This window comes from Clostridia bacterium, from assembly GCA_036562685.1.
In the GTDB taxonomy this organism is placed as follows: domain Bacteria; phylum Bacillota; class Clostridia; order Christensenellales; family DUVY01; genus DUVY01.
On sequence record DATCJR010000103.1, the window covers coordinates 1 to 17,961 of the forward strand.

Consider the following 17,961-nt stretch of genomic DNA (forward strand, 5'->3'; position numbering starts at 1 on the left):
TCTATCTTTAAAAGCTAGTTTATAAGTTGATTTTTGTAATAATTTATAATTAATTGCTCTGCTCTTTTTGGATACTGGATATTTTTATCGTTACAGATTATTTGGGCATCCATAGCAAAACACTCGGCGCATACCAAAACTTGCTTTTTCATAGCTTCAATATCCCTGGGTGCTTATGATAAAATAGGGTGAAAATGATAACAAAAAACGCCTAGAGACAAACTGGTCATTGTTGTAACTCATGACAGAGAGTTTGCAGAATATTACGGCGATAGAGTTATAGAATTTAAAGACGGAAAAATTATAAGCGATATTGAAAAATACTTAGCTCCAAGCTATCGTAAAAATGAATATATCAGCATTGTTGACAATAAAATCATTTCAATCAAAAAGGGTTATAAACTGACTTATGAAGATATTGAAATGATCAATCGTTATATTCAGAATAACGATGCGATATTATCAATCGACAGCCATGCCAACGAAGATTTGAGAAAATTTGCTCGAATTGATACGCAAGGCAATAAAGAAGCATTTAAGCAAACAGATGAAAGCAAAATAACTATAAGCAAAGATAAAAACTTCAAGCTTATAAAAAGCCGTCTTCCTTGGAAAAACTCTGTAAAAATCGGCGCAAGCGGATTAAAAGCCAAGCCGTTTAGGCTGGTTATGACAATTTTATTGTCTGTGGTTGCATTTACTTTGGCGGGACTTTCGGACACCATGGCAGCATATAACAAATACACGATAACAGCCAATTCTTTAATAGACAGCAATATTAATGCTTTTACTTTGGAAAAACAGATAAAAATATTTTATGATGATAATAAAGAATATTACACCAATTCTTCATATTCCAATCAAGATGACATTGATTTATTAAATAAAGAAACAGGCTATAATTTTAAAGGACTTTATAATCAACAAAATTATACTTATAGTATAAATAATTTTTTAAATTCATCCTCTGACCGTCTTCTTTTATACACTGGACAATTAAGCGGCTATTTTCAGATTAATGAACAAGATATAAATGATCTTGGATTCAGCTATAAAGGTACGTTACCTGCCAATGACGCAGAAATAGCTATAAGTGAATATATTTATAAACACTTTGAAAATTACGGTTATAGATATAAAGACCAAATAATTGAGGCTAAAGATATTAAAAGTCAGGAAAATTTTCTTTCAAAAAATCCCAAAGTTGAATTTGATAACAAAGAACTAACAATAACCGCTATTATCGACACTAAATTTGACTATGACCATTTTTCTGCAATGACTGATACTCTTGAGCAAAATATTGGATTATATTTTTTAATAAACGAACTTGAACAGACCGTAAAATATGGTTATCATGGTATGATTTTTGTAAGAGACGGTTATATTGATGATTTGATAATTTCAAACCGTTCAAAAGGACTTACTATCAATAATGCAAACTTTGTATTAAAAGAAGAAAATGATAATATAGTTTCTTTTATTAATTCTGTTTATAAGTTAGATGATATTAAGTCTGAAGATATAGTCTTTTTTGACAATTCAAAATCAACGCTTAATGATGATGAAATAATAATATCTGCCTATAATTATATCCGAATTATTGATTTTGCATCAAATGAAAAATATTCATGGTCTGAAAGAGATCAAAAGCTTCCAGAATGGTTTAAAGATTATTTTAATCTAAACATGGATGGTAATCTTGATAAATTTATAAGGAATTTTATCTCAAATAACTATCCTCAAGACTTTGTTCCTGAAGGCACATATTGGTATTGGGATAATAATGAATATAAAGAAAAGCCCTATACCTTGGATTACATGAATACACTTGATGAAAATGTCAAAGTTGAAATGTACTACCAATATTTAAATCAAATGCAAGATAGAAATGAATGGGCTGATTATACTTATAACGATTTAATGAAAGAATATAAAGATTCTTTGATCAAAACTGGTATTAATGACGGTTCACTAAAAACTTTAGCACAAGACTTAAATATTAATCAAAAATATATAGAATATTACAATTATAAAACGCAAGTTAATATTGATAACGCTCCATATAAAATAGCAGGAATATATTATCCTGATTCTTTTATTGATTATAGTGATTATCCTATAATCTTAAATGATCAATTATATTCAATTGTTGCAGAAGGAAATGATGGTTATTTTGCGTTTTTGATAACGCGTACTCCTATTAACAAAGACAAGTTATTGGAGCTAGTCAAGTTTGGATATGATAACAACTTTGACAAATATGTATTTGAGATGAAAAACGGTGTAATGGCTACACTCTCTCAAGTCAACAGCTTGGTTGAAAATCTAGCTAAGGTATTCTTATATATAGGAATAGGTTTTGCTGTCTTTGCGTCTTTGATGCTTACAAACTTTATAACCATCAGTATTTCTTATAAGAGCAAAGAAATAGGAATTTTACGCGCAATAGGCGCAAGAAGCAGTGATGTGTTTGGAATTTTCTTTAACGAAAGTATAATTATTGCATTAATCAACTTCGGCTTTGCGTCCGTTGCTACCGGCATCATAGTAACACTAATCAATAGATCTCTAAGATCAGAATACAATCTATTAATTACTCTATTGAATTTTGGTTTAAGACAAATAGTTCTATTGCTTGTAGTAAGCTTGGCTGTTGCATTTATAGCAAGTTTCATTCCTGTAATGAGAATAGCACGCAAGAAACCTGTAGATGCAATGAAAAAATAACTTTATAAATATGTGTGACATTAAAAAGCCATCGCTATTTGCGATGGCTTTTATTTTATAACCATATATAGACTGATATTATATTTTGACTTCAACTGTTATTTCTTTCGGTGCAGAATAATTTAATTCTAATTTTCCGTTTTGGACTTTCCATTCCACATGAATAATACCGTAAGGAGTAGGAACATCGCCCCTACACCATTCTAGATTGCATGGATGAGGATTTATCAATGCTTTTTTATAACCAGGCTCTAGAGGTCTTACGCCAAGAACATATTCTGTGAGCATATAAGTAGGTGCTGCAGACCAGCCATGGCAATGGCTTCTTGTAAGTCTTCCGTCTGGCTGAATGTAGGTCCACATTTCCCAAAAAGTGTTGCAGCCTTTTTGAATCATAAATCCCCAATCATTTTTAATCAGTTCAATAAATCTCTTATTGTCCTGATTATTCATGATGCTCTCTAATAGGAAAAATTCAAAGAAAGGACTACCGCCTTTTACAAAATCTTGCGGATCGTTAATTATCTCTTGACATCTACTTAGCCTTGCACCTTCAGCTACACCTGATAAGACTGCTACCGTATTGGTTTGTTGAGAAAAGACACTGCTTTGGACACCGTTTTTCAAGCAGTCAGTGTATGCTTGCTTTTGCTCATTCCACATGTATTGATTAATAGCCTGTTTTATCTTATTGGCTAATTCTGACCAGTCTTTTGCAGTTTTTTCATAGCCTAATTCCTTGGCAAGATTAGCTGATTGGTTGAGTGCTCTTACCAATGTGCAATTTTGATGAGTTACTACGGCATCAGCAGGAGTATCCATATCCGCCCAATCAAACATATTCCATGCCTTTAGTTCAAAAAGGCCATCTTTATTGATGCATTTCTTTATGCCCTCGATATTTTTCTTCAGCATCAAAAATAACTTTTCAGTCAGTTGCTTTTGACCTGTATATTTATAAAATTCGCAAATACTCTGCATCCATAAAAAGCTCCATGTCGGTATGATATTAAACCATCCGCTGGGAACTTGAGATTGAGTAATAATGCTAAAATCCAAAGACTGCCCAGTTTGTTCAAGACATCTATACCAAAGTCTGTAATCGCCATTAACAACCCAGTCAATTAGAGCTTCGTTTCTTGCATCTCCTACCCAATGTGTTTGCTCATAAGTGGGACAGTCAGTATAAGTGTCTTCACTGCAACATCTTAAGGTATCTTTTCCTGCCTTATAAATGTTGTTGACCATTTCGTCAGAACAATAAAAACTGCCTTTATAGCTTTGAGGATATGTTGAAAATATCAGCTTAGGAGCTTTTATATATAATGGCTGACTGATATTTCTAAAAGATATATAACAATATCTTAATCCATGTCTTATTAAAGAACGATATTTGTTATAACCTTTTTTGGTTATGTATCTCATGGTATTATTCATGCCTTCTGCAAAATTATATCTTCCGTCTGGCTGAATAAATTCAAAGCCATGAAAATCCAAAATGTCCCCGCCCGTATGCGAAAAAACTTCAAATTCAAAAAAGCCTACAAGTTCTTGTCCATAATCAAGAAGGATTCTGGTATCATCTTCTCTAGGTTCTATTACAGCATAACCATTGCCAGCAGTAAGGTTGTAATCATCTTTGATTTTAACCTGGTTTAATACTTTTTCACAGTAACATAATCCAAAAACATTAACAGAATTACATACTTCTGATATATCAACACCTTGTTCTTTTAAAACTTGCGTTTTCAGAATGTTTTTATCCTTAATTGTGCAATTAGGCTGAACAATATTAAAAAATCCCATGCCGTTGCTTTCGTTTGCTTTTTTATTATCGACATCAAATAAATACAGCCTTATGCTCTTTATATCTACCTTATAACCGTCAAAGCAAAACAGCATCTGTGTATTATGATTATATGTAGGCAAGAAAAATGTAAATATATTATTCTCTACAGTAGTACCTGCAGTATCTATTTTTTCGCCGTTAAGATAAACATCTTGTGAAATATTATTATATTTTATATTAAATTTGCCTGGTTTATTGCAGGTAGCCTCAATAACCACTACGCCATCGCAAACATAGCAGCTATGCTCATAAGTCAAATTCTTGGTTAAATAAGGTCTCAAATTAAAACTTATAATATTATCAATTGATTTTACACTTTCAGCACTGACAAGCCTGACAGGATTCATAACCTGATTTGTTAATAAAGGAATTTCTCTTTCTGTTAGATCCTGATGAGTGGTATCGTCATATTCATCGCATTCCTGCCATTGTGAATCATCATAATCGTCAGACAAAAAATCATCAGATAGTCTTGCATCAACCTGTTCTTCAAACGGCTGCTGAACACAGATCTCAGGCGTATTGGAAAGATATTCTTCAGCTTTTTTTCCTAAAAAAGTATGGTTAGAAACAACTTCTTCTTTCAGGCCTGAAATAGACAATAATAGTCCTCTATTAGCCAAAATATATTGAAAATTACTTTGACCATAGTGCTGAACAATGATATTAAGTGTATTTTTCCCTTTTTTCAAAAAGGGTGTAATATCTATAGAATCATACTTGTAATGTGCTGGATATGCTCTAACCGGCCCATAATTAACATATTGTGAGTTTATATAAAGATAATATCTCGAATCTGCAGTAATATTAATTATTACGTTCTTTTCATCATTGTAATTAAAGTGTTTTCTAAACTTGACCGTACTATGATGAGAAACATCGTCTTTAGGCCATATCCATTTTGCTTTACTATCTATCATATTACACCCATATAATTTTTTACTTTTGTTTCAAAACTACGACTGTATTTTGATTTATTTCTACAGATAAGACTCTATTTTCAAAGCTCAACTCTTGGCTTGCCTGAATTCCTATATCGCCTGTGGGTAATGTGTCCTGACTGTAAACATACAAATCAAAATCACCAAAATTATCGCCATTGCTTATCGCTGCCTTATATGACGATTTGCCGCCATTAGCTATTACATAAGTCCATTTTCCATCAGGGGCTTTGAACGCAGTACCAGCAACAAAATCATCATTAATTTCTAGAGGATATATATCAGAATTTTTTTCTATTAGTCTAGACATTAATCCATAAGCATAATACATCGGACGGATTTCATAATCTTTTTTGATAGTATTATAATATATCGGATCTTCTCTATAATCTTCTTTTGCACTTTTCCAAAGTCCTAATTGCATCATCTCGCCGTAGGTTGCTCCGCGTTTATAATATTGATCCAATAATGTCCAATAACTCGTTCCTGCAGCGCCATTGTTAAAGAAATTGACCATTTGTCTAACCAACAAAACGCCTCTTTCGTAGAGATCTACGTCTAATTGTCTTGTAGAACCTGATACTCTGTTAGATCCAAATTCGCCAATTACATGCTGCTTGCCTGTATATTTTACTATTCTATAATTTTCAGCCTGCCAAGCAGCAATTGTTGAATTTTTGGTCTCATATCCAAAAATATATGTATGAGAATTATATTTATCAGCAATATCATCCAGCTCATCGACTGTTTTTTCCAACCAATATTGGGCATTATCAGTATTATCCGAGAGATTAAACAATACCTTATCCCTTATACCATCTTTTTTAAATCTGGCATCAAGTTCTCTGCAAAGCTCGGCATAATCTTTAAATATTCCTGGCCGTCCATTATCAGTTAGATTATCTATCTGATAAGACCAGTCTGGCTCATTGATAGGTGTAATTTCTTTTATGCAAGTATAGTTCTTTTTTACAACTAGAAGTTGAACAAACATAGAAAAGTTCTCTGCAAATTCTTTGGGATACTTTGAACCTACCACCCAGTTATTAGCAGAGTTATTTTTGGCAAGAAAATGTTTGCCGCCGACTAAGGCATTGGTATCTCCATCTATCAAACTTACATAGTTACCTGCTCCCCATAAGGTCAGATTGACTTCTATATTGTTTTCCTGAGCAAGATCCAAAACCTTATAAAGACTTTGCATTTCAACAGAATTTACAGTAAGCGCATCCCAATTGATGTTGCTGTCATCAGAGTCATCATTAAGCGGTTCCAGCCATTCGGGTAAAATCATTATTCTAAACTTTTGAACTTTTAATTCTTTTACCCTGTTTACTACAATATCCCAATCTTCAGCCTTGACATTGCCTCTTGTTACATTTTGTGAAAAGAAATGCGGATCAAACTCCACTCCTATGGTATCTGTTTTGACACCTGTAGCAGGTTGTACCACCGTCTTTATATATCCCTGGGGTATTAATTCAGTCTTATTTTTATTATTATTATCATCAACCGTGCTTCCTTGTCCACATCCAAAAGCTGATAAACATAGCACCGCACTCAAAAGCATTATCAAAAATCTCCTCATTTATATTTCCCCTATTTTGAACTGAATACTATTACACTTCTTTCAGGTATTTGTTGCGTCAATACTCTTCCGTCAGCTTCAACCGTTCCGCTGGAAGGTATTACATTATTATCTGTGGGTATGTCGCTCTCCAAAAAAACATACTTTTCCATTTTTGTAGGGAACTTTGTATCGTTAACAAAGCTTACCGTTTTGGATTCGTCTCCGTCATTAACAATCAAATAGGTCCATTTATCGCCTTGTCTAAAAGCAGTAGCAGTAATATCTTCATCATCACTGGTAATCTTATATATAAGATCTCCTGCTTCTACAAATCTTGTAATCATTGAATAAGTGTAAAAAACAGGTCGTACATTATAAAATTCATCAGCAAAACCCCAAAGTCCCATATCCATGATTTTGCCTATATAAAAGTCGTTCCTTGAATAATATTGACTAAACAATACCCAATAGCTTGTACCTTGGCTGCCCATATTGAACATATTGCTGACTATTCTTGCTATATCTATAGCTCTTGCTCCAGAATGCTTATCAAATGTCGCATGAGAACCTGAGGTGTTTTTTGTACCAAATTCGCCCCACATATGAGGAATATCCGGATAATCTGCCATTACTTGGGCGTATGCATTTAGGTTATAACTGGGCAAATTATATTTTATGTCGCTATTGGTCATATCTCTAAGACTTTCACCTGTTTCAACATTATAAGTATCGCCAAAATCATATGTATGAGAATTAGCAACATCAATAATACCGTCTTCATATAACTCGCCCAAAGTTTTTGCAAGCCAAGCTGGACTTCTAGCATCATCACTTAGATTAAATAAAACTTTGTCTCTTATACCTGCATCAATAAATGCCTGATGCATATCGCGGCACAAATCTGCATACATTTTGTTGCCCATTATAGCACTAATTTTGTCATACAATGAATTTGGTTCATTATACAAAGTCACTTCTTTGATATTATCATATCCTTTTTCTTCAATTAGGTATTTTACAAGGTCAGCAAAAACAGTAACAAAAGTTTTCTCATATCCTGACTTTGGCTCTGATACCCAGCTGTTAGTAGCCGCGAAATACAGCTCTCCGCTTACGCCCCAAATAGTAAGGTTGACAGATATATCAAGTTCTTTCGCTGTATCTAAAACCTGATACAGCGATTTCATCTCATTTGAATTCCAATTGTAATTTTTTGATTCAAAATCTTCTTTTGTCCAAGCAGAAGCCCCGCCGACTTCTTTTTGACAATACCAAGAAGGCAATATCATAGAGCGGATACGTTTTAGGTTCATCGCCTTTATTCTGGGAACAAAAATATTATCCCAATCTTCTGCCTTTGCCATCCATTCTACTCCATTAGTAGTTCCGCTAAGACCTACATTTTGACTCAAAAAATGCGGATCAAGTTCAGTACCTATTCCATACACTGTTTTTGAATCTTTGGTAGCCTTATTAATGTACAAAGCCATTGAACCAGATGGCACAACACGATTTGCATTTTTATCACCATGTTCATCTCCAGAATTTTTGCAACCGATTGCAAAGAATCCTAAGACAAACACTAGTAAAAGACATATAATCTTTTTCGTCATTAATTTCTCCAAATATTTTTATATTTTTAATCTCCGAACTTTTGTGCAAAGTATTGCAAACTGTTGTTATAGCTTTCATTCAAAAATTCAAAATATGATGAAAAACTCTTATAGCATTGTTCTTTGTATGTTGACAAAATTTCTACCGGTGTCTTTCCGCCTTCGCCCAAAATACCTGCCCAAGCCTTACCTCTAATTGATTCAACATATTTTCCATCAATTTCGGAAGCTTGTACTGCCAAATCTCTTGAAAGACTGGGTACCCAAATTCCCTCAGTTCCAGTAGTAAAATTGGGAACATTATAATAGAGATTGTAGTACCAATTGGTTTCTTCAGTATTGTAATGAGCGCAAATTCTGTCAGAAACATTGATATTGGGCAATAACTCCCACATGCCTGAATAAGGAGGTTTGTTTAGATATTGATCCACTTTATCTTCGGGATAAGCCCAAGTTTTAAATGTCTTGCCGTTTATAACTCTATCTTCTCCCTCTATCCAATCTTTACCCTTAATCCCATATTTTGCTAATTCATAATTTTCAACATCAGAATACATCCAATCTATGAACTTTATCAAAATCTCTGTATTCTTTGCTCTATAAGGAACTATCATACCCATCCAAGCTCTTGCTGTTTTTAAGCTTCCATTAACAACTCTATTTCCGTCTTTGTCCAAAATGGGATTGCCATCACGATCGCTTGCTGCAAGAGGTGACAAAACCATGAGTTCGCCGTTTGGATTAGCTTGCTTAAATGTTCTGTTGATCATTATGATTTGTTCGGGTATAGAATAACTCATAAAAGTAGCAGATAATCCTGATATGAAGTTTGTACGTCTTAACTCATCAGTCATTGAAATATTATCTTTTTCCCAGATCCCGTCTTTGTTCCATTGATACATCAAGTTTAAATATCTGTCAAAGTTGGCGGTAAATTGTGTAGGTACAAATTTGCCTTCTTCATTAAAGCCATAGTTCATGCCGTCAACACCAAAAGCTGTACCTATAGTACGAGCTAAGTCCCATGCAAATCCGCTTACAGGATACTGTATGCCAGCAATGTTTTTCTTAATAACTCGCATTAGATTATCAAATTCTTCTACCGTCATGTGCTTGCAATTTTCATTATTAATATCATAATCGTCTGGATCAAGGCCTGTTATATTCTTTACCTTTTCCATGTAATCCTTTCTAATGAGTATGCCAAAACCGCCTTCTTTCTCATGGCTTGTAAGCACATTGTGATAATATTTTCCGTTAATATTAAAGTATCCGGCTCTTTCTGCATAATGACCATCATCATTTTCTCTAATTTTGGCGAGAATATTTTGACCGTCTTGTTCTAGATATGAAGATAAGTCTTTTGCCGCAAAATTGTTATCTCTTGCGTATTTTATGATAGCTGAGCCTGCATCTTCGCTCATATAGTGAATGACTGCTTCCATAGACTGATTTCTATTAGAAAAATTAACGTCAACCTGGTTTACCAAGTCAGTGTTGGTATACATCTTCATAACCAATTTGACTTTGATGCCGGTATCTTTATAAAACTTTTTTTCTAGTGCTTCTGTAACTTTATCATCATTAACCCCATCCACCATTCCGCTTGAACGCGCACGATAGATAGTCAATAGATAACTATCTCCCACCATTCCAGTGTCTTTTTTACAACCAGCAAGACTTAAAGTTAAAATCATTGCTAATATCAAACAAATAATCTTTTTCATCACTTTCTCCTTCTTTTGATTATTCTTTTACTCCACCGATTATTAAGCCGTTAATAAAGTATTTTTGCAAAAATGGATAAACGATAATTATAGGCATTGAACCAAGCACTACAGCAGCAAACTTCACAGATTCTGTCGGCAGTATATTTCCGCCGCCACCTCCGCCATAAATGCTTGTTATATTAGTCAAAAGCTGTTGTATCAAATATTGAATAGGATACTTTTCTTTGCTCGATATGAATAGCATTGGTCCTACCCAGTTGTTCCAATATGAAACAGCTGCAAATAGCACAACAGTAGCTATTACCGGCAATGAAAGAGGTAAATATATCCTGATCAAGATTCTTATATTGCTTGCTCCGTCAATTTTAGCCGCTTCTTCCAAGCTGGAAGGTACAGTGTAAAAAAAGTTTCTAAGCAATATTGTATAATATGGTGCCATAGCGCCTGGGATAATTATTGCCCATATTGAATCAGTAAAGAATGTTGTTACTACTAGATAATAAGGAATAAGTCCGCCTGAAAATAACATTGTAAATATCATAAACAAGGAAAAGAACTTATTTCCTTTTAAGTATGATTTTGATAGCGGATATGCATATAAGGTACATACCGTAATAGTCACTAAAGTTCCGATCAAAGTAAGTATAATAGAATTTTTTACTGAATTTAGCAAGTACGGATCGGAATCGATTATGAACTTATAGGCATAAAAGCTAAACTTACTAGGAAAAAGTTTATAGCCGTTCTTTATCAACGCAATCTCGTCTGTAAAACTTCCTGAAACAATATAAACATAAGGTATCAAAAAACTCAGAGTCAAAAGCGATAAAAATGTTATGTTAAAGATATTAAAGGCTATTCTTCCTTTTGTTAATTTATAATTCATATTATCACCACAAACCTTTATTATCCGAACGTTTAACCAACCAGTTAGCGCCCACCATTAATATAAATCCAACAATGCTCTGAACTAAACCTACTGCAGTTACTTCGCCCCAGCCTCTAAAATCTCCTCTTAGTCCGCGATACATCCAAGTACCCAAAACATCTACAGTAGAATATAATTCACTATTCTGACCAACCAAGGCATATATCTGTTCAAAGTCATCTTTAACTATGCCTGCTACACTTAAAATAAATGTCATTCCGATAACAGGCATAATTCCCGGAATAGATACATGTAAAACTTGTTTAAATCTGCCTGCCCCATCGCATCTTGCAGCTTCATACAAATCAGGGTTTATCGCTGTAAGTCCTGCCAAAAAGACAATAGTACCCCAACCTGTGTTTTTCCAGATATGTGTAATTGTGATTATGGCACGCCAATATTGAGGACTAGCATACCACTGAATTCTATCTATACCAAGAGATATCAAAATATCATTCAAAACGCCGTAATCGGTTGATAAAAACATATATGCAATGGATGCGACAATAACCCATGAGATAAAGTAAGGTAAATAAGAAACCGTCTGAACAAACTTCTTAAATATTCCATTACTTAATTCATTAAACAATAGAGCTAAAATGATAGACGAAGGAAAAGCAAAAATCAGCTTAAGCAATCCTAATATTAATGTATTGCGTACAAGTCTATAAAAGCCGTATGACATTACAGCATATTTTATATTTTGCAAACCCACCCATGGAGAATTCATTATTCCAAAAACAGGACTGTATTCTTTGAACGCCAATACGAGCCCATACATAGGAATATAGGAAAATATCAATAATACTACAAAGCCAGGCAAAAACATCAAATATAATTGCCATTCTTTGATTATTTGTTTAAAATCTTTTTTTAATTTTGACTTCTTAATCTTACTGTTCAACACTCAGAAATTCCCTCTAATTTAATATTTCTTACCGCACGTCTCAAAAATGAGACGGCGGTAGAAATATAGTTTTTTTAAGCCTAACCTAAATTACTTTTTTGATTTCAAGTACTTCAACACCTGTTTGGCTTACAGGTATGTTTTGAACTCTGATAGCATTTGGAGTAATTTTATCTGTATCAAGTACAGTGTAAGAAAGTACTAATGTTTCATCTTCGTATGTGACTCCTGATACAAGTTGTGTCCATTCAGCTTTGGTAAGCGAAGCCTCATCGGTGCCAAACCAAACATCTAACTTTAATGCAGTAACTAATTCATTAGTTATAACGTATGTAAATTTATATCTTAACACATATGTTGTATCATTAACAGTTGCATAAGGATTCCAGTTAGAGAATGTCGCAATAGGATTATCCCAAGAACCTGTAACTAATTTTGCTCCGCCAGCTCCTAATAGGAACATTATACCGCCATTCCATCCATCAGGGTTATCTTCATTAGTGCCACCCATAACGTTAAATGCCATAAATGTTTGTGAAGCTGTTTCGGTATTAGTAGCTTTGAAGGTTATTTGAATTGTGTCTTCGTTAGAATAGCTTCCTATTTTAGCCATACCTGAAGTAATATTAGCTGTATTGAAAACTGCTTCTTCAGAATTAAATTGAGGAACTGCCAAACCTTGAGGAGGTTGAGGATCTTCAGGCTTATCGCAGCTGGTACCGTCTATTCTCAATTCGCTGATTGTGAGTCTTCCTACACCTGCAGCAGCAGATACCCAAATAGGTCCAGCATAAATGTTTGCAGCTTGTCCTGCGGTGAAGTCAGATACTTTACGGTAAATTGCAGTTACACCATCTTCAAGATTTATATAACCGCCGTTGTCAGGTCTTGCTGCCCATTCTAGAGCTTTGCCTTGGAACCAAACTTGAACTCTGATATATTCGATTCCTTCAATAGTTACGTTAGACACCTGATACTCAAACAAAGTAGTTGTATTGCGATTGTATTCAAGAGCATAAGGGTTGTTTGTAGAACCAAATATAGCTTCGTCATGCTTAAATGCGGACACATCTATCTTGCCGTTGTCAGCCAGACGGATTACGATACCTTGAGGCCAATCTGCATTACCGCCTATAGGACCGCGAGTCAAGAATTGCAGAGTTGAATATTTTTGTACATTCATAAGCATGGAAACTTTTCTGTCGTATTGATATACATTTGTAATTCCCTGCGCATTTCCAGCCAATTCAAGATTATCTGACAAAATATTTCCGCTAGGTACGCCTGTAACATTAACAGGAACTTCTTTGGTTACAGTATTACCAAAGGAATCTGTAACTTTATATACAAGTTTATGAGCACCATCAATCAAAGGAATGAATGTTGTTGCACCATTACGATTGATGTATTCATTATACTGTTTTCCGATATAATTGATTTCAATTTGAGATGAAATATCACCGTCAACATCATCAATTGCTGTTGCTGTAGGCAATGTAAATTCTTCACCAGTGTTTACATTAATTGCAGTTGTATCTACAGTGAGAACAGGAGCAACAGTATCTCTAACTCTTACAGCTGTCTTAAGAACTTTATAATTTTTATTGCCTGCTGCATCTGAAATTTCATATACAAAGCGATAGTTTCCTGTTACTGTCGGAGTGTATTTATTTCCTGTCAAAACTACATAATCTTCGCCGTTGATGCTTACTTTTTTAACTATTTTTGCACTTACATCTACTCCATCATCAAACGCAGTTGCTTGAGGCAATGTTATTTCTTCGTTAACAGGTAGTATAGAATTAATAGTACCGTCAACGGTAATAGTAGGTGCAGAGATGTCTGTATCAAAAGATGTTGCGTCTTTATCATAAATTGCAACGCCTTTTATACGCATATGGTCATCATCAAATTTTCCGTCAGCGGTCTTTCCATTGTTGTATGAGCCAAATGATAACCAGCCTGCGCCTGTTTCGTTATATAGATCTTCAAATATATCTGCTTGCAAAACGCCTTTGTCAGTTGATACTCCGCTTACAACTTTGTAGATAAAGTCAGGTTCATTGTCAGGAGTTTGATCAATCCAGCCTTGCAGCAAAATTGCAGCGTTAGGATCAGATGCGCTTTCACCTTGGTTCAACCATTGGAAATACAATGTATGATCCTGACCGTCGATTATTCTCTTTGATGTTGCTTTTACTTGAGAAAATTCTCTATCAGGTTGAGAACTAATACGAGGGCTTATTGATCCACCGCTTATTCTTAGATACAAATAAGGAGGCCATGCGCCTGTTTCTGTATTAGGCAATGTATTTCTGTCCTTGCTTCCTCTTCCGATAAAGTCATAGAACATCTGACCGCCGATTGAAGGAGCAGGATCTGCGTTGAAATTAACTGCTACAATCTGCTCATAAATCTTAACAACATTAAGGCTTGCAGAAAGTGCTTGGTCCATATTAGGATCAGATACAGATATATGTCCGATTACTAATTCACCAAATTCGTTAAATCCAGGCATACCAACGCGGCCGTCATATACCACATTTTTACGGTCCAACAACAAGTTCTTAGAAGAGTCAAATTGTCCAACACTTAAATTAAATGACACAGGTTGAGCCTCATTTTTTGCACCGTCTTGCAATGTATATTCTACTATATATTCACCAACTGGCAATCTTACTGTTTTAACTGTGCTAGCATTTGAATAATTAGCAAGACGATTTCCTTTTTCGCCATTGTTGTTATAATATACTCCTATCTCAATATTAGAACTGATATCTATATCTCCAGGAGCGTCAATACCTCTTGCAGAAGGCAATACAATGTCTTCAGCTGCTTTTGCCTTTAGACCTTGGGTCAAATCAATAGCAGGTGTAACTGAATCGGTATTAATACTCAAAGTAGGTGCTTCTTTATCCAATGAAGCATTAAATACACCTCTAATTTCTCCCCTGTTACCAGCAGCATCTTTTACAAAATATATAATTTCATATTTTGTAAGTGTATCACTGTTAGGTGTGAATTTTTGAACCTCTGTTGCGTTCTTTTCATATATCAATTCTTTATTGATAGTAACACCGTCAGCCTTGAATTGGACTACAGTAACTTTTACTTTACTGCTTATATCACCGTCAACATTATCTGTTGCGGTTGCTGTCGGAAGGCTAACTTCACGACCCACTACTCCGCTTTGAGGCAATGAACTGCTAAGAGTAATTACTGGAGCAGTAGTGTCAGCAACGGGTTTGGGAGTTTTGTCTTTACAGCCTACCAAACTAAAGACCATAATTCCTGCCAAAACCATTGCAGTCAATTTTCTTCTCATATATTTCCTCCTTATATTATTTTTTTCACTTAAGAATTAGTGAAAAGTTTTTACCATTGTTCATCAAAAGTAAGCACTGATACATTAGTGTCTTTAAGCTTAATTTCTTTTGTTTGTCCAGCATCCATTGAAAAGTAATTATCGCTTATTAATTCATCAGTATCTATAAAGACATAGCTTACATAACTTATTGCTTTGATTACAATTTTGTCTTTTGTCCTTGAAACTTCTATCTTGCCTGGATATAATTTTTCATATTTATAAGGATCAAATGTCTCTATCAAATCTTCATATTTAGCATAATAATAATTGCCTTTTTCACATAACGGAAGCTCTTTTTTAAAGATGTTTTTTCCGCCTAAAACTTCAAGACATTCTTTCTTAACTACTTTACCTTCATATGTTTTGATTCCAAATTCGACAACACCCTTAATTTCGTGCAAATCATCTATTACGTTAAGATCAATATGATCTTTTGATCTTACAAAGCATACTCTCTTGGAATTATAAGCACGTTTTTGAGCATAAAATGCCGGCTTTGGACTCATATAATAATCAATTACTTCCCATGTTCCATGCGGCCAAATATCGTTGTACATCCAATTCAAAACGCCATTGCATCTTCCGTTTATTCTGCAATAATCTATGCCGGCTTGCAATAGCTCTGCTTGAGCTAATGAACTCTTTTTTGCAAAATCTCTTGCATCCAAAGGCGCCGAAAACAATTCTGTGGCAAATTTTAATTCTCTATCCATAAACTCCGGCGCAACATCTGCATAAGGATTGGACATAAATCTTTCTCTATATATCTTATCGTCTAATCCTTGCCGCTCTTTGGGTATGAATTTATTTAAACTCTTATAGCTGCAGCAGCCGATTTCAGCAAATTCAGATAAAAAGTTGCAATTTAGTTCAGAAAAATTCTCATAAAATGTTTTGATATTGTTTTTTGCCAGACATTGTTCGCCGATATTTCTATGGCAATCGCCGCTCCTTCTATCATTGTCCGTTTCAAATACGCTAGTGGGACTTACATTTCCATAAGGTCTTGTTCCATCTATATAGTTGCAAATACCCCTAAGAACTTCTCTTTGAAAATGGTTGCCGTATTGAGGATAAGCAGGCGCGAAACAACCCGTCTTCTCATTTCCTCCACACCAATACACTATACAGGGATGATTCATAAGTCTTTGAACCTGAAATTGAGCTTCTTCTTTAATTATATTTAGAAATTCTGGTATATCATCAGGAATATCCTGGCAAGCAAACATAAAATCCTGCCATATCATTATTCCTGCTTCATCACATGCCCGATAAAAATCATCACTTTCGTATAGACCGCCGCCCCAAACTCTTAACATATTATAATTGGCATTTTTTGCTGCAAAAACCAAGTTCCTGTATTTTTCTTTTGTTATGCAGCCGGTCATAATATCTGCCGGTACCCAGTTGCTGCCTCGTGCAAAAATACGTTTATTATTAATCAAAAAGCAAAAATCTGTGTTTTCACTATCAATAGCGTCTTCGCAAAGAGACACTTCACGAATACCAAAATATGATTGATAGGAATTTAAAGTCTGATTGTCTTTCTTAATTTCAACACAATAATCATATAAGAATTGTTCGCCATAACCATTGGGCCACCACAACTTAGGATTATCAATGGTAAGATTGATTTGCGCTACATTTCCAGATGTTTTTGCCGTAACAGTCTTATCATCTGTTTTAACGACTATTTCATAATCATTGACTGATTTAGACAGCTTAACTAAAAATCTTATATCTCCATTAATTTTTGTAAAAACACTAACGGATTTTATATATATACTGTGTTTTGCTTCTAAATAAACATCTCTAAAAATTCCATAACCTACAAAATCAGGCGCCCAATCCCATCCAAAATGGCATTGCGCTTTTCTCAAAAAGATACGGTTTTTATTAAAAATGCTGCCGTATTTTTTATTATCATGTTTATTTATTTCTTGACTAGCAGGAAACAAAGTGACTGAAATTTCGTTTTCGCCCAATTTCAAAATTGGTTTTATGTCATACCTGTATTCTAAAAACATGCTTGATGTTTTTAATATTTTTGTTCCATTAATTTTAATATCAGCAAAGGTATCTATACCTTTCAATACCAATTCAACAATATCGTATGACAATAATTCTTTATCAACATTAAAAGTTCTGGAATACTTATAGCTCTGATCTTGATATTTTTTTATGTTCTTGTAATTATCTCCATAATAAGGATCAGGAATAATTCCGGCAGCAAACAAATCTGCGGTAACATCTCCTGGAACTTTTCCTTTGATGTCTATATTATCGCTTAAAACTTTCCATTCTCCATTAAGATTAAGTATCATTT

General features: G+C 34.3%; 10 protein-coding genes. 1 reads left to right on the forward strand and 9 read right to left on the reverse strand.

Annotated elements, in window-relative coordinates; translation table 11 throughout:
• Window positions 1-14: 14 nt before the first annotated feature.
• Window positions 15-152: a hypothetical protein gene (locus VIL26_04810; protein ID HEY8390253.1), complete on the reverse strand. Its 138-nt coding sequence runs from the start codon at window positions 150-152 to the stop codon at window positions 15-17.
• Between the two features lie 271 nt (window positions 153-423).
• Between VIL26_04810 and VIL26_04815 the strand changes: the two genes are divergently transcribed.
• A complete protein-coding gene (locus VIL26_04815) occupies window positions 424-2,730 on the forward strand; it encodes an ABC transporter permease (protein HEY8390254.1) in 2,307 nt (768 codons plus the stop codon).
• A gap of 78 nt (window positions 2,731-2,808) precedes the next feature.
• Here the strand turns inward: VIL26_04815 and VIL26_04820 are convergent, their stop codons facing one another.
• The 8 genes from VIL26_04820 to VIL26_04855 all read right to left on the reverse strand — a co-directional run bounded on the left by VIL26_04820 (window position 2,809) and on the right by VIL26_04855 (window position 17,959).
• Window positions 2,809-5,499, reverse strand: coding sequence for a family 78 glycoside hydrolase catalytic domain (locus VIL26_04820; protein ID HEY8390255.1), 2,691 nt, complete (start codon window positions 5,497-5,499; stop codon window positions 2,809-2,811).
• Window positions 5,500-5,518: 19 nt separating this feature from the next.
• On the reverse strand, window positions 5,519-7,108 hold the full coding sequence (locus VIL26_04825; protein HEY8390256.1) for a hypothetical protein: 1,590 nt from the start codon (window positions 7,106-7,108) through the stop codon (window positions 5,519-5,521).
• Between the two features lie 11 nt (window positions 7,109-7,119).
• Window positions 7,120-8,703, reverse strand: coding sequence for a hypothetical protein (locus VIL26_04830; GenBank protein ID HEY8390257.1), 1,584 nt, complete (start codon window positions 8,701-8,703; stop codon window positions 7,120-7,122).
• A gap of 26 nt (window positions 8,704-8,729) precedes the next feature.
• The gene (locus VIL26_04835; GenBank protein ID HEY8390258.1) at window positions 8,730-10,430 is read right to left on the reverse strand and encodes a hypothetical protein; all 1,701 of its coding nucleotides are present in this window, start codon (window positions 10,428-10,430) and stop codon (window positions 8,730-8,732) included.
• 19 nt (window positions 10,431-10,449) lie between these two features.
• A complete protein-coding gene (locus VIL26_04840; protein HEY8390259.1) occupies window positions 10,450-11,319 on the reverse strand; it encodes a carbohydrate ABC transporter permease in 870 nt (289 codons plus the stop codon).
• A 4-nt stretch (window positions 11,320-11,323) separates the two neighbouring features.
• On the reverse strand, window positions 11,324-12,268 hold the full coding sequence (locus VIL26_04845) for an ABC transporter permease subunit (GenBank protein ID HEY8390260.1): 945 nt from the start codon (window positions 12,266-12,268) through the stop codon (window positions 11,324-11,326).
• 85 nt (window positions 12,269-12,353) lie between these two features.
• On the reverse strand, window positions 12,354-15,593 hold the full coding sequence (locus VIL26_04850) for a hypothetical protein (protein HEY8390261.1): 3,240 nt from the start codon (window positions 15,591-15,593) through the stop codon (window positions 12,354-12,356).
• A gap of 50 nt (window positions 15,594-15,643) precedes the next feature.
• On the reverse strand, window positions 15,644-17,959 hold the full coding sequence (locus VIL26_04855) for a sugar-binding domain-containing protein (GenBank protein HEY8390262.1): 2,316 nt from the start codon (window positions 17,957-17,959) through the stop codon (window positions 15,644-15,646).
• Window positions 17,960-17,961: the final 2 nt, after the last annotated feature.